This window comes from Streptomyces kryoterrae (assembly GCF_054072135.1).
Genome location: NZ_CM133358.1, coordinates 6,587,260 through 6,602,781 on the forward strand (window position 1 = coordinate 6,587,260; position 15,522 = coordinate 6,602,781).

Consider the following 15,522-nt stretch of genomic DNA (forward strand, 5'->3'; position numbering starts at 1 on the left):
TGCGTCAGCGATCGCAGCCAGCGGCGAGGCCGACACCGCACAGCGGTGACTCATCCGGCAGTCGTGCCCGTTGGACGGGGCGGGGTGGGGGTGGGTTCCCGGATCGTCGCCGATTCCGGGAAGTCGGTACGGGGGTGTACGGGTGTGGACGGTGGGGCGGACGCGATGCCGGGTCGGGTCCCCGCGGAAGGCGGCGGGGGAGGCCGGACCGGCGGGACCGGGGTCGTGGCGCCGACCGTTCATGGTCCATTTCGCGGACGTTCCGGCGCGTGGGGCGTGGGGCGGGCGAGCATAGGGCCATGGCCGTCGTAGAGATTCCCGGTTCCAAGTCCATCACCGCGCGCGCCCTCTTCCTCGCCGCGGCAGCCGACGGGGTCACCACCCTGGTACGCCCCCTGCGCTCGGACGACACGGAGGGCTTCGCCGAGGGCCTGGTCCGTCTCGGCTACCGGGTCGGCCGGACCCCCGGCGCCTGGCAGATCGACGGCCGCCCGCAGGGCCCGGCGGCCAGGGAGGCCGACATCCACTGCCGCGACGGCGCCACCACCGCCCGTTTCCTCCCGACCCTCGCCGCCGCCGGCCACGGCACCTACCGCTTCGACGCCTCCCCCCAGATGCGCCGCCGCCCCCTCGCCCCCCTCACCCGCGCCCTGCGCGACCTGGGCGTGGACCTGCGGCACGAGGAGGCGGAGGGACACCACCCGCTGACCGTCGTCGCGGCGGGCGTGGAAGGCGGGGAGGTCACCCTGGACGCCGGCCAGTCCTCCCAGTACCTCACCGCACTCCTGCTCCTCGGCCCCCTGACCCGCGAGGGCCTGCGCATCCACGTCACCGACCTCGTCTCGGCCCCCTACGTGGAGATCACCCTCGCGATGATGCGGGCGTTCGGCGCGGAGGTGCGCAAGGAGGGTGACGTGTTCGTGGTCCCGCCGGGTGGCTACCGGGCCACCACGTACGCCATCGAGCCCGACGCCTCCACCGCCAGCTACTTCTTCGCGGCGGCGGCCCTCACCGGCGGCGAGGTGACGGTCCCCGGCCTCGGTACCGGCGCGCTCCAGGGCGACCTGGGCTTCGTCGACGTACTGCGCCGGATGGGCGCACGCGTGGAGATCGCCGACGACCGTACGACGGTCACCGGAACCGGCGAGCTGCGGGGCCTGACGGTCAACATGCGGGACATCTCCGACACCATGCCCACCCTGGCGGCCCTCGCCCCCTTCGCCTCCGGCCCCGTACGCATCGAGGACGTGGCCAACACGCGCGTGAAGGAGTGCGACCGCCTGGAGGCCTGCGCGGAGAACCTCCGGCGGCTGGGGGTGCGGGTGGAGACCGGGCCCGACTGGATCGAGATCCACCCCAGTCCGCCCGGCGTGGCCCCTGCCCACGGCACGGACATCAAGTCGTACGCCGACCACCGCATCGTCATGTCCTTCGCGGTGACCGGCCTGCGCACCCCCGGGCTCACCTTCGACGACCCGGGGTGCGTACGGAAGACGTTCCCCGGGTTCCACGAGGCGTTCGGCGAGCTGAGGGGCGTACTCGGGTAGGTCCGTCCCTAGGCGGACTCGTTGAGCAGCCGCGCGAGGTGCTCGCGGCCGGCGTCCAGCAGGCCCTCCAGGGGGGCGGCGGCCTCGTACCACCGCTTCTCGTACTCCCAGCACAGCCAGCCGTCCCAGCTGTGCCGGGAGAGGACCTCGACGCACTCGGCGAGCGGCAGGACGCCGGCGCCCAGTGCCACCGGGGTGGTGTCCTCGGCCGAGGCGATGTCCTTGACCTGCACGTATCCGAGGTGCGGGGAGAGGGCCGCGAAGCTGTCCGACGGCTGCTCACCGCCGAGCCAGGTGTGCATGACGTCCCACAGCGCGCCCGCCTGGCGGTGGCCGACCGGTCCCAGGATGCGGATCGCGTCGGCGCCCGTGCGATGCGAGTCGTGGGTCTCCAGGAGGATGCGTACGCCGTAGTCGGCCGCGTACTCGGCGGCCGTGCCGAGCCTCCGGGCCGCCGTCGCGTCGGCCTCCTCGGGGCTCTGGTCGGTGCCGCCGCCGGGGAAGACGCGCACGAAGGGGGCGCCCAGGTCGCGGGCGAGTTCGAGAAGCGCGCGGAGCTCCGTGAGCACGGGCCCGTCGTCGCCGGGGGCCGCGACGCGCACATACCCGGCGAGGCAGAGGATCTCGACGCCGGACGCCTTGAACTCGGCGGCCACATCGGCTCTCTCGGCGAGGCCGAGACCGGTGTGGACGGGTTCTTCGGGGTGCGTGCGCAGTTCGATGCCGTGGTACCCGTGGGTGGTCGCGAGCCGCAGGACATCGGAGACGGGGAGACCGGGCACGCCGAGGGTGGAGAACGCCAGTTTCATACAAGGGACCCTATCCGTCACTCCACCTTTCAGTCGTTTCCAGCGTTTCCATCGTTTCTGCCGCCGCGTGGAGATCCAGTCGCCAGTCCTGCCCGACCAGGTCCCTGCCGAAGGAGCGGTGGGGTTTCTCGGTGGCGAGGACGAAGCCGTGGCGCTGGTAGATCCGGCGGGCGGCGGTGAGTACGTCGTTGGTCCACAGGACGAGGTCGCGGTAGCCGACCTCGCGTGCGAAGCCGACGACGGCCGCGACGAGCCGGTCGCCGATACCGAGCCCGCGCGCCTCCGGCTCGACGAGCAGCAGCCGCAGCCGGGCCGTCCCGGGCGCCTCGTCCCGTACGCACATCACGCACCCGACGGGCCGCCCGTCCAGCTCGGCGATCCACACCCGTTCGAGGTGCGGGTCGTGGTCCTCGGCGAAGTCGGCGACGATTCGGGCGACCAGGCCCTCGTAGTCGGTGTTGAAGCCGTACTCGGCCGCGTACAGCGCCGCGTTGCGCTGCACGATCCAGCCGAGGTCACCGGGGTCGGGCTCCCGCAGCACGACGTCCTCGCGGCGCGGGGGCCGGCCGTCGGAGAGGAGCGAGCGGACCGTGTGCAGCGCCTCCGTGAGCCGGGGCCGGTCGGCGGCCGGCACGGTCGCGAGCAGCGAGGCGATGGCCTCGGCGGACCGCTCGTTCAGCAGGTGGGCGGCCTCGCGCCCGCGCACGGTGAGCGTGACGCGCCGCCGCCGGGGATCCCGCTCGGAGGGCGTCCGCTCGATCAGCTCGTCCTGCTCGAACCTGTTCAGGATGCGGCTCAAGTACCCTGCGTCCAGGGTGAGTTCGGCACGGAGATCGGCGGCGTCGGTACGGGTGGAGTGCGCGAGCTCGTAGAGGACGCGGGCCTCGGTGAGGGTGTAGGGGGCGTAGAGGCGGCTGCCGTAGTCGAGGGCGCCGATGACGTTCGTGTAGAAGCGGTTGAAGGAACGGATGTCCTGAACGGACATGGACCACCTCGTGGGGTGACTGTGACTGCGACTGCGACTGCGGACAGTTGACTCAGTCAGAGATATCGCTGCCATGAGGGTAGGGCCGGGGCGAGGTGTTCCTCAAGACCCGGCAGCGGGGCGGTGATGCGCGGTTCCGCTGTCCCACGACTTGGCCAACCGCATGCCCCCCGTTGCTCACTTGTTCATCCGCCGCCCTTGACGCCTCTCGCGGCGGGAGGTGAAAAGTGGAAGCCCGTCAGGCTCAACAAGGGGCAACCATGGCCGAGTTGACCCGTCGCGGACTCCTTGGCTCCGCCGTCGGCACGCTGGGCGGCGCAGCGGCACTCTCCCTCTTCCCTCCTCCGGCCGAGCGTGCAGAAGGCCGCGAGGCCCGACGCGACGGTCTGCTCGACGGCGTACGGCAGCTTGCCGGGGCCGACGATGTCCGACGCCCCTCCGCTGTTAACGTCGCGCCATGTCCAGGACCGAGATTGACGTGGTGACCGCCGAGTTCTTCGAGGCCTTCGACAACCGGGGCGGCAAGGCCGCCGACGTGGCCCGGGTCCGCCGGCTGGTTCTTCCGGGCGGCGTGATCGTCAAGACCGGACCGGAGTTCACGGTCTACACGGTGGACGAGTTCATCGAGCCTCGCCGCCAACTGCTGACCGACGGCCGGCTGGTCGAGTTCTCCGAATGGGAGACCTCCGAACGGACGGAGATCGCGGGCGACATCGCGTCGCGGTTCTGCGAGTACCGCAAGTCCGGGATCCTGGACGGTGAAACGTTCGAGGGAGGCGGGACCAAGACCATCCAGTTCGTCCGCACCTCGGAGGGCTGGCGGATCGCGGCGCTCGCCTGGTACGACCAGCCCTGACCGCAGCGGCGGGGTTCCCGGAATCGTCGCTGGGGCACCCCGCCCGGAGGGTCGGAAGGCTGCGCCTCAGCCCCAGAACTCGTTGCTGCGGTCGATGTCCTCGACGCACTCGTCGAGGTCGGTGATCTTGTCTCCGACGATCCGGAAGACGAGGGCGCCGGTCTCGTCGATCCGCCTGCCCTGGCGCTCAGCGGTGAAACGGTGCATCGAGACCACGTGTCCCCGGCCGTCGACGAGGACGTTCAGCGGCGCGACGCGCACGGTCCCGTCCGTCTCCTCGCCGAGCCGGCGGTACATGTCGATGATCGCGTCCTGCCCCTTGAAGTCCCCGGAGAGGGAGTGACTGCCGGGAACGTGATGCGTGGCGTCCCCCGCCAACAGAGTGCGCATGGTGTCCATGTCACCGCGCGAGAAGGCGTCGTAGCCCTTGCGTACGAGGGCTGCGTGCGGGTGCTCAGTCATGGTGATCGCCACCTTTCGACGTGTGGGCGATGTCCGACCGACGCGGTCCATTGTCCTCGGGTTCGGGACGGTATGCAGGTCGGACGCGGGATCCCGGAACCGTAACCGTCGGGCGACGGTTCCACGACGTGTGTACTCGCGGTGTGGGGCGTGGGCACGCTGCCCCTATGACGACCTCTTTGGCGGACGGCCGGCTGGCCTGTGGCTGCGGCGAGGACCAGATCCCCTGGATGCTGGCGAAGTTCGGGTTCCTGGGGGTGACGGGGCTGGTCCTGGGGTGCCTGGTCGTGATGATCCTGGTGGGCTGGGTGCTGGCCTCGGGGGTGTCGCTGGTCACGTGGTGGCGGCATCCGCCGGTGGAGACCGAGGAGGTGTCACGCGGCTCGCTGGACAACTTCACCTGGCGGAGCGAGGAGCCTGGCGAGGGCGGCAACCCACCGCCGGGTTGAGATGTCTGCCCTTGTGGGCCCAACTCTCCGGCACTCCGCACCTGTGCGGCACTCCGCACCTCTCCGGCACTCCGCACCTGTGCGGCACTCCGCACCTGTGCGGGATCCGCCCCCGCCCGTGCGCCCCCCTACTTCCGAGGCACCCCCGAAGACCCCCGAACCATCAGCTCCCCCCGCACCGTGGCGATGCCACCAGGCGGCGGCTCCTCGCGCCCCATGGCGATCCGCCCCGCCCGGGCCCCCGCCTCCGCCAACGGCAACCGCACCGTCGTCAGCGAAGGCCACGCGTCCACGCTGAACGGCAGATCGTCGAACCCGGCGACGGACACGTCGTCCGGGATCCGCCGCCCCGACTCCCGCAGCGCCGCGCACGCGCCGATCGCGACGGAGTCGTTCGCGGCGACGACAGCCGTCAGCGACGGGTCCCGGCGCAGCAGCTCCAGCGTGGCCTCGTACCCCGACCGACGGTCGTACCGCCCGTAGACGGTCCACCGGGGGTCCTCCTCGATCCCGTGGACCTCCAGCGCCGCCCGGTGCCCCTCCAGTCGGTGCCGGGTGGTCGTCCGCTCCTCCGGCCCCGCGATGTACCCCAGCCGCCGGTGCCCGAGCCCGATCAGGTGCTCGGTCAGCTCCTGACCGCCCCCGCGGTTGTCGAAGGTCAGCGCGATCGCCGAGGTGTCCGGCGCCGGCGGGCGCCCGCACAGCACCACCCTCGTCCCCGCCTCCGCGAGCCGCCGCAGCTTCGCCGAGACGGCCGCGAGGTGCGGCGGGTTCTCCACCGCGCCGCCGGTCAGTACGACCGCCGCCGCGCGCTGCCGCTGCAACAGGGTGAGGTACGTCAGCTCGCGCTCCGGCGAGCCGCCCGTGTTGCACACGACCGCCAGCCGTTCGCCGCCCGCTCGTCCGCCCGGGCCCGAGACCTCCGACTGGATCGCGCTCGCCATGATCCCGAAGAAGGGGTCGGCGATGTCGTTGACCAGAATCCCGACCAGGTCGGACGTGGCCGCGGCGAGCGCGCTCGCGGGGCCGTTGAGCACGTAGTCCAGGTCGTCCACGGCGCGCAGCACCCGTTCACGGGTGGATGCGGCCACGGGATAGTTCCCGTTCAGTACGCGCGACACCGTCGCGGGCGAGACCTGCGCGCGGGCCGCCACGTCCGCCAGGGTCACCGTCATCTCGTCGTCCTCCGGTCGCGCGACGTGTCGTCCAGCGACTTGTCGTCTGTCGCGTCGCTGTAAGTTGTCGTATTTTGCGTCTTCAGGTCCATACCGATGCAGACCCTACGACCTTTGGCGCTCGCCGTTCGCCCCCTCGAACAATTCGGCCCCTCTGTGCTCTTGTCCAGACCGCTGCACAGAGGCTAGCTTCTCCCTAGATAGAAAGCGCTTGCTGCAACGCTTGCCAGTAGGGCCGCCAGGGGGCTGCTCTTCCACCGGGCGTACGCGGCGCGTACATCGCGTACCCCGCCCCTGTGGCACCTACGAAGGGAAAGACGTGACACGCAAGACGGTGCGTATCGCCATGAACGGCGTGACCGGGCGCATGGGCTATCGCCAGCACCTGGTCCGCTCGATCCTCGCCCTGCGCGAGCAGGGCGGCCTCGACCTCGGCGACGGGACCGTGCTGTGGCCGGAACCGATCCTGGTCGGCCGCCGCGAGCACGCGCTGAAGGCGCTCGCCGAGCAGCACGGCCTGGACCCGCGGAACGTCTCCACGGACGTGGACGAGGTCCTCGCCGACCCGACCGTCGACATCTACTTCGACGCGCAGGTCACCTCCGCACGCGAGGAGTCGATCAGGAAGGCGATCGCGGCGGGCAAGCACATCTACACGGAGAAGCCCACCGCCACCGGTCTCGACGGCGCACTGGAGCTGGCCCGGCTGGCGAACGCGGCCGGTGTGCGCCACGGCGTCGTCCAGGACAAGCTGTTCCTCCCGGGCCTGCTGAAGCTCAAGCGCCTCATCGACGGCGGCTTCTTCGGCCGGATCCTCTCCATCCGGGGCGAGTTCGGCTACTGGGTCTTCGAGGGAGACTGGCAGAGCGCCCAGCGCCCGAGCTGGAACTACCGCTCCGAGGACGGCGGTGGCATCGTTGTCGACATGTTCCCGCACTGGGAGTACGTGCTGCACGAGCTGTTCGGCCGGGTGAAGTCCGTCCAGGCCCTCACCGCCACGCACATCCCGCAGCGCTGGGACGAGAACGACAAGCCGTACGACGCCACGGCCGACGACGCCGCCTACGGCATCTTCGAACTCGAGGGCGGCGCCATCGCCCAGATCAACTCCTCCTGGACGGTACGGGTCAACCGCGACGAACTCGTCGAGTTCCAGGTCGACGGCACGGAAGGGTCGGCCGTCGCCGGTCTCCGCAACTGCCGTGTCCAGCACCGCAGTTCCACGCCCAAGCCGGTCTGGAATCCGGACATCCCGGCGACCTACTCCTTCCGCGACCAGTGGCAGGAGATCCCGGACAACGCCGAGTTCGACAACGGCTTCAAGGCCCAGTGGGAGCTGTTCCTCAAGCACGTCTACGCCGACGCGCCCTACCAGTGGGACCTGCTGGCCGGCGCCCGCGGTGTCCAGCTCGCCGAACTGGGCCTGAGGTCCTCGGCGGAGGGCGTCCGTCTCGACGTTCCGGAGATCTCGCTGTGACCATCCAACTCCCGGACGCCACGGGGGTGTTGCGAGCGTACGAGCCACGCGCAACCCCTCTCGCCCTCACCCCCGGCACCCCCTTCACCTCCCGTACGGTCTACTCGGCGGCCCACGTCGTCGCCGACCCGTACGCGGACGTGTCCCCGGACTCCCCGGCCGCCGTCGACTGGGACGCCACCCTCGCCTTCCGCCGCCACCTGTGGTCCCACGGCCTCGGCGTGGCGGAGGCCATGGACACCGCCCAGCGCGGCATGGGCCTGGACTGGGCGGGCGCGGCGGAGCTGATCCGCAGGTCCGCCGCCGAGGCCAGGTCGGTGGGCGGCCTCATCGCCTGCGGCGTCGGAACCGACCAACTCACCACCCCCGGCGCCTCCTTGGCGGACATCCGCAAGGCGTACGAGGAGCAGCTCGCCCTCGTCGAGGAGGCGGGTGCCCGGACGATCCTGATGGCGTCCCGCGCCCTGGCCGCGGCGGCGCAGGGCCCCGAGGACTACCTCGACATCTACGGCCATCTGCTGCGCCAGTCCGCCGAGCCGGTGGTCCTGCACTGGCTGGGCCCGATGTTCGACCCGGCGCTGGAGGGCTACTGGGGGTCCAGCGACCTCGACGCGGCGACCGAGACCTTCCTCGACGTCATCGCCGCCCACCCCGACAAGGTCGACGGCATCAAGGTGTCCCTCCTCGACGCCCAGCGCGAGATCGACATCCGCCGCCGCCTTCCGCAGGGCGTGCGCTGCTACACGGGCGACGACTTCAACTACCCCGAGCTGATCGCGGGCGACGAGCAGGGCTTCAGCCACGCCCTCCTCGGCATCTTCGACCCGCTCGGCCCGCTGGCGGCGCAGGCGGTCCGCGTCCTCGACACCGGGGACACGGCCGGCTTCCGCGAACTCCTCGACCCCACGGTCGAGTTGTCCCGCCACCTCTTCCAGACGCCCACCCGCTTCTACAAGACGGGCGTGGTGTTCCTGGCCTGGCTGGCCGGCCACCAGTCGCACTTCACCATGGTCGGCGGGCTGCAGTCGGCCCGCTCCCTCCCGCACTTCGCCCGTGCCTACCAACTCGCCGACGGACTGGGCCTGTTCCCGGACCCGAAGCTCGCGGAGGAGCGGATGAGGAACCTGCTGTCCCTGTACGGAGTGGCCCAGTGAGCCCAGTGAGCGGCAGCACCGCGGATCTCTCGCGCTTCAGCATCAACCAGATGACGGTGAAGCAACTGTCACTGCCCGAACTGGCCGACGCCTGCCTGGAGCTGGGCGTCCCCGGGGTGGGCCTGTGGCGCGCTCCGGTCCAGGAGTACGGCGTCGAGGCGACGGCGAAGCTGCTCCGCGACGCGGGCCTCGCCGTCACCACCCTGTGCCGGGGCGGCTTCTTCACCGCGATCGACCCCGTGGAACGGGCGGAGGCCCTGGCCGACAACCGCCGGGCGATCGACGAGGCGGCCACGCTCGGCACGGACACCCTCGTCCTGGTGTCGGGCGGCCTGCCGGCCGGCTCGAAGGACCTGTACGGCGCCCGGGAGCGCATCGCCGACGCGCTCACCGAGCTGGGCCCGTACGCCGAGAAGCACGGCGTACGGCTGGCCATCGAGCCGCTCCACCCCATGTACGCCGCCGACCGCTGTGTGGTCTCGACGCTCACCCAGGCCCTCGACCTCGCGGAACGCTTCCCCGCCCACCAGGTCGGCGTCACGGTGGACACGTACCACATCTGGTGGGACGACAACGCGCCCGCGCAGATCGCCCGCGCCGGTGCCGGTGGCCGTATCCACAGCTTCCAGCTCGCCGACTGGACCACCCCGTTGCCGGAGGGCGTCCTGAACGGCCGCGGTCAGATCGGTGACGGCTCGATCGACATGCGGGAGTGGCGGACGTACGTCGAGGCGGCCGGCTACACCGGTCCCATCGAGGTCGAGCTGTTCAACGACGCGCTGTGGGCCCGGGACGGGCGCGAGGTGCTCGCGGAGACCGCCGCGCGGTTCGTGGAGCACGCGGCGTAACGACACGGCCGAGAGCCGTCCGTACCCGGTGGAGGACCGGGTACGGACGGCTCGGCGTCACCGGTGCGGCCCGGTTTCCTCACGCGCGGATCTCGATGCCGTGGGAGCGGTCGTCGGTGAGGATCTCCATCAGGGCGCGGTGCTCGGTGCGCAGCCGGTCGACCTTGCCGGTGACCTTGTTGTGGACCTCCAGCTCACAGCTGGTGATCTTGGTGTTGAGGCAGTGCTTGATGCCGCCCGGCGGGTTGTAGTAGTTGAGCCCGACGAACTGCTCCTGCTTCGCCAGGAACCGCCCGTTGACGGTCACGGTGTCGTCGCCCGTGCTGAAGTCCCAGTAGAAGTAGCCGAACTGGGCCTTCGCGGTCAACGCCCGCCGCATTGAGACGAGTTGGTACTCGCGTTCGTCGTGGCGCAGGACGACGAAGGTCGCCATCGGTGTCCGGACCGGGCCGATCTTCGCGCGGGCGGTGACGATCTCCAGGAAGCTGTCCGGGGCGTCGTCGAACCCGGCGACCTGGCCGAAGGCGTAGTGATCCGTGTGCCGGCTGCCCCAGTTGTGGTTCTGGCTGCCCGTCCAGCCGGCCACGTCGACCGTCCCGCCGTCGACCGTGAGGGAGCCGTCGAACCGCGCCAGCGGCATCCCGACCAGACTCTTGGCCTTGGGGAAGCCACCCTCGTACATCTTCGGCGGCAGCAGGAACAGCGGCGGTTCGGTGCCCTCGTACGTCAGGTCCCAGCCGATGGCGCCGTTCGGGCCCGTCGCCTCGCCCTTGAGGCGGCCCGGTTCCAGGACCCGGTCGCCGACCCGCGCGCCGAACGCCCCGCGCCGGAAGTCGCACTCGGCGATCGGATACTCCTCCTTGGCGACCACGTGCCGGCCCGTCACCCCGTCGAAGTACACCGCCCACAGCTCACCGATGGCCGCCTCCGGCATCCCGGCCGGGCTGAAGACGGTGTACCGGATCCAGAAGGCGCGCGGCTCGGTCGGATGGTTTCCGCGTTGGTAGAAGCTCTCGTAGTGGCCCTGCGACCGGGCCGGGTCGTACTGGACCGTGTTGAGCGGCAGGGTGTGCGGATCGTCCTGGCGCGTCACCATCAGGGGCTCCAAACGCGTTGTGGTGGGCGGGAGTTCAGCGACTGCGTGGTCGGCGTCGAGGGCCGGCGGGGACGGCGGTCGTGGAGGGTCATCACCATCCCGTAGCGGGGTCGCAGGGTGATCGTGGCGTGGTCGACGACCCGGTGGGACGGGACGTGCCGGAACTCGTAGCGCTGCAGCAGCGCGGCGAGCAGGAGGTGCGCCTCCATGAGCGCGAAGTGCTTGCCGATGCAGAGATGCGGCCCCGCGCCGAAGGGCAGGTAGGCGAACCGGTGCCGTTTCCCGGGCGTCCTGCCCTCCCCGCCGCGGAGGCGGTCAGGGTCCAGACGGTCGGGGTCGAAGCGGCCGGGGTCGAAGCGTTCCGCGTCGGTCCAGTGCGCCGGATGGCGGTGGATGTTGTGCAGGTTGACCAGGACACGGGAGCCCGCCGGCACCCGGTGGCCGCCCAACTCGGTTTCCTTCAGGGTCAGTCGGGGCACGATCGGCGCCGACGGGTACATCCGCAGCGACTCCTCGAAGACCTGGAGCGTGTACGGCATGGCGCGCAGGTCGTCGACGGTGGGCAGGCGTCCGCCGAGGGCGTCGTCGACCTCGCGCTGCACCGCCGCCAGGACGTCACGGTGGCGGGAGAGGAGGTAGAAGGTCCAGCTGAGGGTGACCGCGGTCGTCTCGTGCCCGGCGGCGAACGTGGTGATCACCTCGTCGCGCAGCTGGCGGTCGTCCATGCCCACGCCGGTGTCCTCGTCCCGGGCGTCGAGCAGCATGTCCAGCAGATCACCGCGCCGGACATACGCGCGTTCCGCCGTTGCCGCCGCCTCGGCCCGGCGTTCGCGGATGATGCGGTAGATCAGGGAGTCGATGCCGTCCATGACCTCCCTGAACCGCCGGTTGCGCGGGGTCGGCCAGTGCGGAGGCGGGCTGAAGGGGTTCTGGAGGCGGTCGAAGGCGAAGTTGATCGCCACCTCCACCGCGTCCGGGCCGAGTTCGCCGAGGCCCTCGGTGATGTCGGTGCTGAACATGCACCGGCTGACGATGTCGAGCGTCACCCGCATCAGCTCGGTGTGCAGATCGACCGTGTCACCGGTGCGGTAGGTGGCCGCCAGGTGGGTCAGCTGGTCCTCGACCGAGCCGGCCATCGTACGGAACATCGCGGCGAGGGCCTGTTTGCCGTAGATCGGCTGCATCATGCGCCGGTTGGTCAGCCAGCTCTCGTGGTCGTCGCCGGTCAGCAGCCCCTCGCCGAGCACCAGGCGCAGCGGGTTGTCGGCGCCGAGCTTGCCGTAGACGGCGCTGTCCGTGAGCACCTCGCCGGCCAGCTCCGGACCGGACACTCCGTGCACGGACACCGGGCCGAGCCGGTAGCGGACGAGGTCGCCGCCCTCCCGCCAGCCGGCGCGCATCGCGGCGAGGATGTCCCGCCGGAAGGCCGGCACGCTGCCGAGGACCGGCAGCCCGGCCACCTCGGGAGCCGCTTGCCTGTCCACTTGGCCGCTCATTTGCTGCCGAGGGCGCAGACCCAGCCGAGGGAACGGCGGGGCTCGGCGACGAAACGGGTGTCCTTGAAACCGGCGACGTCGAGCATCGCCACGAGTTCGGCGCCGGACAGGATGCGCAGCCCGTCCCGCTCGGACCGCTCGGTGAAGCGCCGTCCGAAGAGCAACTGGGTGAGCGTCGGTACGGCCGACGCCTCCCGGCTCATCTCCAGGGTGACGGCCAACTGCCCGCCGGGTTTGAGGACTCGGTACGCCTCGGCGAGTCCGCGCAGCGGGTCCGGCCAGAAGTAGAACGTCTCGATGGCACTGACCCGGTCGAACACCTCGTCCTCGTAAGGCAGTTGCCCCACATCGCCCTGCAGGATCGCGACCCGGCCCCGGCCGACGGCGGCGGCGTTGCGCCGCACGGCCTGGCGGACCATGGTGGGCGAGTGGTCGAGCCCCGCGACGAAACCCGACTCGGCGCGCCTGGCGAGCAGTTCCACGGCCATCCCACTGCCGCAGCCCAGGTCGAGCACATGATGGGTACGGCGGACGTCCAGATGCTCCGCCGACCACCGGGTGAGCCCCCGATGCTGGACGGTCATCAGATGCCCGACCAGGGCGCCCGGCGCACCCGCCGGGCGCCGGAAGTTCTCCTGCAACAGACGGTAGGGACCTCTGGTCTTCGTGCCGGTGCTCTTGATGCCGGGCATGGGCCTTCCCCCCTCTTTTCTCGGTCTCCACCAGGTCTTACGATCTCCCGCTCCGGCGTCCCTCGCGTGGATTTGCGCGGACTTGAGCGTGAGTGTCCGCGTCAGTCGTTCACGCCGTGCTTCGTACCTCGCGGTCCAGCCGGTCGAGATGGCGGCGCAGCAGCAGCCGCCCCGCCCCGCCGAGCGGCAACCGTGGCGCGGCCGACCGGTGCCAGGGCAGCGGCGCCGGACTCCCGTCCGCCTCGCCCCCGGCCAACTGCCGTGCCACATGGGCACCGTGGGCGATGGACAGGGCCAGCCCGTGACCACAGCAGCCACCGATGAACCACATCCCCGGGGTTCCGGTGAGCGGGCCCACGACGGGCAGGTCGTCGAGGGTCACACCGATACGGCCGGTCCAGTGGTGCGTGACGGCGGTGTCGGCGAGGAGCGGGTGCAGGGCCCGCGTCCGCTCTGTCAGCCACCGCCAGGTCGCCCGGCGGGCCCGGTCGTCCCGCCGGCCCCCGGCGCCGCCCGGCGGACCCGGCAGCGAGGCCCGGCCGCCCCCGAGCACCAGGCGCCCGTCCGGGGTCAGCCGGAAGTACGGTGCCAGCCGCGCCGCATCCACCAGGGAGGCCCCCGACGCGTCCCCGAGCGCCTCGCGCGCCGCCGGTTTCAACGGCTCGGTGGCGATGGCGTGCACCTCCAGCGGGGCCACCGTCCCCACGGGAAGGCGGAGGGCACCGGCCCCGCCGTTGACCGCGAACACCCCGGCACCCGTACGGAGTTCACCGCGCGGGAAGAACAGCCGGGTGCCCCCGGTGCCGGTGGCCCGGTGGCCGAGGACAGGTGAACGCCCGTACAGCCGGGCGCCATTGGCCGCACAGGCCCGGGCCAGGGCGGCGGTGAGACGGGCGGGGTCCAGGGTGGCCGCCTGCCGGTGGAGCAGCCCCGCCTGACAGGGCACGTCGATGCGCTCGCGCACCCCGGCCGCCGACAGGGGCGGTACGTCCAGGCCGAGGGCGCGGTAGGCCGCCGACTGTCCCGACAGCCGGGCCAGCCCCTCCGGTGAGCGGGCCACGACCAGTTGCTCACCGGTGCGCACGGGCACGTCCAGAGCGCTGCACAACTCCAGGGCGGCGGCCACCGCGTCCTCGCCGGCCCGGTGCATACGATGGGCCGTGTCCGGGCCGTGGCGGCGGATCGCGCGGTCGACGGGCGGACCCGCCCGGGGCCCGAGGAGCCCGGTGCCGTGGCCGCTTGCACCGGCGGCGGGGTGGCCCGCGTCCACGACGACGACATCGGCGCCGGGTGCGTACCGCAGCAGGTGGTAGGCGGTGGAGAGGCCGGCCAGACCGGCGCCGACGACGGTGAAGTCGGCGCTCACCAGGCCTCGTACGGACGGGAGTCGGTGGTCCTCGGGCCGCCCGCCCCGCCACGGCGGCGCCACGACCACAGAGGCTTCCACGGCACCGTAGGGCCGCCGCTCACCCATGCCGCGCCCCGCCTTCCCGGCCGTGGAAGGCGCGGTCGTACCAGAGCAGCGGATGCCCGCTGCCCGTGTGGGCGGCGAGCACCTCACCGACGACCAGGTGGTGGTCGCCGTACGCCCGTACGTCCGTCACCGCGCAGACGGACCAGGCGAGGGCGTCGGTGCGGACGGGCACGTCATGGACGTACTCCGCCTGCTCCTCGCCGTAGCGTTCGGCGGCGGTGGCGAGGGGGTCGGCGCAGCGCTCGGCCCAGGGGCGGTGCCGTTCGTCGAGGACGTGGAGGGCGAAGGAGCCGTGGTCGCGGAGGGCGGCGAGGGTACGGGAGGCGTTGGCCAGGCAGAGCGACATCAGGGCCGGGGACGCGGAGACGGCCGCCGCCGAGGAGACCGTGGCACAGACCGGCCGCCCGGCGGCACCCCGGGTGGTCACGACGCACACGCCGGCCGCCAACTTGGCGTACATGTCGAGGCATTGGGCGACACCGGGCCGCGTGGCAAGGGACGACAGGGGGTCAGCCATGCCGGGAGACGGCGAGATCCATCGGGGTCATGAGGGTCACCCGGCCCATGAGCCCTTCGAGGATGCGCAGGATGTTGTCCCGCAGCGTGCTCTCGGCGACCGGGTCGAGGATCTCCGCCAGGGACGGGATACCGAGGTCGAAATCGGACCGGAAGGTGACCACGGTTCCTTCCTCCTCCCGCTCCTCGCACACCCAGGAACCGTGGAAGACCTCGAAGTCACCCTTGATCTGCTCGAACTCGACGGTCAGCGTCTCCGGGACGAACCGGTCGAGTTCGCTCCACCGCATCAGCCCGTTGCGGAAGATGACACTCCAGTCCGACCGGAGCGACCCGTCGGCCTCCGGCGGATGCACCACGACCTCGTCCACCTTGTCGGTCAGCTCGGGGTAGCGGCGGAAGTCGCAGATCAGCTCGTACGCCTGACGGGCCGTACGCTCCTCGGCCACCACCTGGACGACTACTTCACGCATGAATTACTCCTCT

At 71.4% G+C, this 15,522-nt stretch carries 17 protein-coding genes; 7 read left to right on the forward strand and 10 right to left on the reverse strand.

Features of this window, described 5'->3' with window-relative positions:
- Positions 1–299 precede the first annotated feature (299 nt).
- A complete protein-coding gene (aroA, locus tag ACW4TU_RS29280; RefSeq protein ID WP_457417886.1) occupies positions 300–1,547 on the forward strand; it encodes a 3-phosphoshikimate 1-carboxyvinyltransferase in 1,248 nt (415 codons plus the stop codon).
- An 8-nt stretch (positions 1,548–1,555) separates the two neighbouring features.
- Here the strand turns inward: aroA and ACW4TU_RS29285 are convergent, their stop codons facing one another.
- Both ACW4TU_RS29285 and ACW4TU_RS29290 read right to left on the reverse strand, forming a co-directional pair.
- A complete protein-coding gene (locus ACW4TU_RS29285; protein WP_457417888.1) occupies positions 1,556–2,356 on the reverse strand; it encodes a sugar phosphate isomerase/epimerase family protein in 801 nt (266 codons plus the stop codon).
- A gap of 10 nt (positions 2,357–2,366) precedes the next feature.
- The gene (locus ACW4TU_RS29290; protein WP_457417890.1) at positions 2,367–3,341 is read right to left on the reverse strand and encodes a bifunctional helix-turn-helix transcriptional regulator/GNAT family N-acetyltransferase; all 975 of its coding nucleotides are present in this window, start codon (positions 3,339–3,341) and stop codon (positions 2,367–2,369) included.
- Between the two features lie 260 nt (positions 3,342–3,601).
- On the opposite strand from ACW4TU_RS29290, the gene ACW4TU_RS29295 reads away from it, so the two are divergent.
- A complete protein-coding gene (locus ACW4TU_RS29295) occupies positions 3,602–3,826 on the forward strand; it encodes a twin-arginine translocation signal domain-containing protein (RefSeq protein WP_457417892.1) in 225 nt (74 codons plus the stop codon).
- Positions 3,799–4,197 carry a nuclear transport factor 2 family protein gene (locus tag ACW4TU_RS29300; RefSeq protein WP_457417893.1) on the forward strand — a complete coding sequence of 133 codons (399 nt, stop codon included), beginning with the start codon at positions 3,799–3,801 and terminating at the stop codon, positions 4,195–4,197. The genes ACW4TU_RS29295 and ACW4TU_RS29300 overlap by 28 nt, the downstream gene beginning before the upstream one ends.
- Positions 4,198–4,263: 66 nt before the next feature.
- Here the strand turns inward: ACW4TU_RS29300 and ACW4TU_RS29305 are convergent, their stop codons facing one another.
- Positions 4,264–4,659 (reverse strand): nuclear transport factor 2 family protein, encoded by a 396-nt coding sequence (locus ACW4TU_RS29305; protein ID WP_457417895.1) that lies wholly within the window; start codon positions 4,657–4,659, stop codon positions 4,264–4,266.
- Between the two features lie 167 nt (positions 4,660–4,826).
- On the opposite strand from ACW4TU_RS29305, the gene ACW4TU_RS29310 reads away from it, so the two are divergent.
- Positions 4,827–5,108 (forward strand): hypothetical protein, encoded by a 282-nt coding sequence (locus tag ACW4TU_RS29310; protein ID WP_457417897.1) that lies wholly within the window; start codon positions 4,827–4,829, stop codon positions 5,106–5,108.
- A gap of 128 nt (positions 5,109–5,236) precedes the next feature.
- Here ACW4TU_RS29310 and ACW4TU_RS29315 read toward each other — a convergent pair whose 3' ends face one another.
- Complete coding sequence (locus tag ACW4TU_RS29315) at positions 5,237–6,283, reverse strand: LacI family DNA-binding transcriptional regulator (RefSeq protein ID WP_457417899.1); 1,047 nt, start codon at positions 6,281–6,283, stop codon at positions 5,237–5,239.
- A 319-nt stretch (positions 6,284–6,602) separates the two neighbouring features.
- Here ACW4TU_RS29315 and ACW4TU_RS29320 point away from each other — a divergent pair, with 319 nt between their 5' ends.
- From ACW4TU_RS29320 to ACW4TU_RS29330, 3 genes are read left to right on the forward strand one after another with little or no spacing between them, the layout of a single operon-like run.
- The gene (locus ACW4TU_RS29320) at positions 6,603–7,760 is read left to right on the forward strand and encodes a Gfo/Idh/MocA family protein (protein ID WP_457417901.1); all 1,158 of its coding nucleotides are present in this window, start codon (positions 6,603–6,605) and stop codon (positions 7,758–7,760) included.
- A complete protein-coding gene (locus tag ACW4TU_RS29325) occupies positions 7,757–8,914 on the forward strand; it encodes a dihydrodipicolinate synthase family protein (RefSeq protein ID WP_457417903.1) in 1,158 nt (385 codons plus the stop codon). The genes ACW4TU_RS29320 and ACW4TU_RS29325 overlap by 4 nt, the downstream gene beginning before the upstream one ends.
- Positions 8,915–8,964: 50 nt before the next feature.
- A complete protein-coding gene (locus tag ACW4TU_RS29330) occupies positions 8,965–9,762 on the forward strand; it encodes a sugar phosphate isomerase/epimerase family protein (protein ID WP_457430376.1) in 798 nt (265 codons plus the stop codon).
- Between the two features lie 79 nt (positions 9,763–9,841).
- Here the strand turns inward: ACW4TU_RS29330 and ACW4TU_RS29335 are convergent, their stop codons facing one another.
- The 6 genes from ACW4TU_RS29335 to ACW4TU_RS29360 all read right to left on the reverse strand — a co-directional run bounded on the left by ACW4TU_RS29335 (position 9,842) and on the right by ACW4TU_RS29360 (position 15,509).
- Positions 9,842–10,858 carry a hypothetical protein gene (locus tag ACW4TU_RS29335; RefSeq protein ID WP_457417905.1) on the reverse strand — a complete coding sequence of 339 codons (1,017 nt, stop codon included), beginning with the start codon at positions 10,856–10,858 and terminating at the stop codon, positions 9,842–9,844.
- Positions 10,858–12,342 carry a cytochrome P450 gene (locus tag ACW4TU_RS29340; RefSeq protein ID WP_457417907.1) on the reverse strand — a complete coding sequence of 495 codons (1,485 nt, stop codon included), beginning with the start codon at positions 12,340–12,342 and terminating at the stop codon, positions 10,858–10,860. The genes ACW4TU_RS29335 and ACW4TU_RS29340 overlap by 1 nt, the downstream gene beginning before the upstream one ends.
- A gap of 8 nt (positions 12,343–12,350) precedes the next feature.
- Positions 12,351–13,046, reverse strand: coding sequence for a class I SAM-dependent methyltransferase (locus tag ACW4TU_RS29345; RefSeq protein ID WP_457417909.1), 696 nt, complete (start codon positions 13,044–13,046; stop codon positions 12,351–12,353).
- A 109-nt stretch (positions 13,047–13,155) separates the two neighbouring features.
- Entirely contained in the window at positions 13,156–14,520 is a 1,365-nt protein-coding gene (locus ACW4TU_RS29350) for an NAD(P)/FAD-dependent oxidoreductase (RefSeq protein WP_457417911.1), read from the reverse strand.
- Positions 14,513–15,037: a flavin reductase family protein gene (locus ACW4TU_RS29355; RefSeq protein ID WP_457417913.1), complete on the reverse strand. Its 525-nt coding sequence runs from the start codon at positions 15,035–15,037 to the stop codon at positions 14,513–14,515. Before ACW4TU_RS29355 ends, ACW4TU_RS29350 begins: the two co-directional genes overlap by 8 nt.
- The gene (locus ACW4TU_RS29360; RefSeq protein WP_457417915.1) at positions 15,030–15,509 is read right to left on the reverse strand and encodes an SRPBCC family protein; all 480 of its coding nucleotides are present in this window, start codon (positions 15,507–15,509) and stop codon (positions 15,030–15,032) included. Before ACW4TU_RS29360 ends, ACW4TU_RS29355 begins: the two co-directional genes overlap by 8 nt.
- Positions 15,510–15,522 lie beyond the last annotated feature (13 nt).

Bases quoted from the DNA above. Each gene is read 5' to 3' on its own strand.
- ACW4TU_RS29345 (WP_457417909.1), bottom strand. From the start codon at position 13,046: ATGCCCGGCATCAAGAGCACCGGCACGAAGACCAGAGGTCCCTACCGT.
- ACW4TU_RS29355 (WP_457417913.1), bottom strand. From the start codon at position 15,037: ATGGCTGACCCCCTGTCGTCCCTTGCCACGCGGCCCGGTGTCGCCCAA.
- ACW4TU_RS29285 (WP_457417888.1), bottom strand. From the start codon at position 2,356: ATGAAACTGGCGTTCTCCACCCTCGGCGTGCCCGGTCTCCCCGTCTCC.
- ACW4TU_RS29305 (WP_457417895.1), bottom strand. From the start codon at position 4,659: ATGACTGAGCACCCGCACGCAGCCCTCGTACGCAAGGGCTACGACGCC.
- aroA (WP_457417886.1), top strand. From the start codon at position 300: ATGGCCGTCGTAGAGATTCCCGGTTCCAAGTCCATCACCGCGCGCGCC.
- ACW4TU_RS29300 (WP_457417893.1), top strand. From the start codon at position 3,799: ATGTCCAGGACCGAGATTGACGTGGTGACCGCCGAGTTCTTCGAGGCC.
- ACW4TU_RS29290 (WP_457417890.1), bottom strand. From the start codon at position 3,341: ATGTCCGTTCAGGACATCCGTTCCTTCAACCGCTTCTACACGAACGTC.
- ACW4TU_RS29330 (WP_457430376.1), top strand. From the start codon at position 8,965: ATGACGGTGAAGCAACTGTCACTGCCCGAACTGGCCGACGCCTGCCTG.
- ACW4TU_RS29310 (WP_457417897.1), top strand. From the start codon at position 4,827: ATGACGACCTCTTTGGCGGACGGCCGGCTGGCCTGTGGCTGCGGCGAG.
- ACW4TU_RS29350 (WP_457417911.1), bottom strand. From the start codon at position 14,520: ATGGGTGAGCGGCGGCCCTACGGTGCCGTGGAAGCCTCTGTGGTCGTG.
- ACW4TU_RS29360 (WP_457417915.1), bottom strand. From the start codon at position 15,509: ATGCGTGAAGTAGTCGTCCAGGTGGTGGCCGAGGAGCGTACGGCCCGT.
- ACW4TU_RS29295 (WP_457417892.1), top strand. From the start codon at position 3,602: ATGGCCGAGTTGACCCGTCGCGGACTCCTTGGCTCCGCCGTCGGCACG.
- ACW4TU_RS29315 (WP_457417899.1), bottom strand. From the start codon at position 6,283: ATGACGGTGACCCTGGCGGACGTGGCGGCCCGCGCGCAGGTCTCGCCC.
- ACW4TU_RS29335 (WP_457417905.1), bottom strand. From the start codon at position 10,858: ATGGTGACGCGCCAGGACGATCCGCACACCCTGCCGCTCAACACGGTC.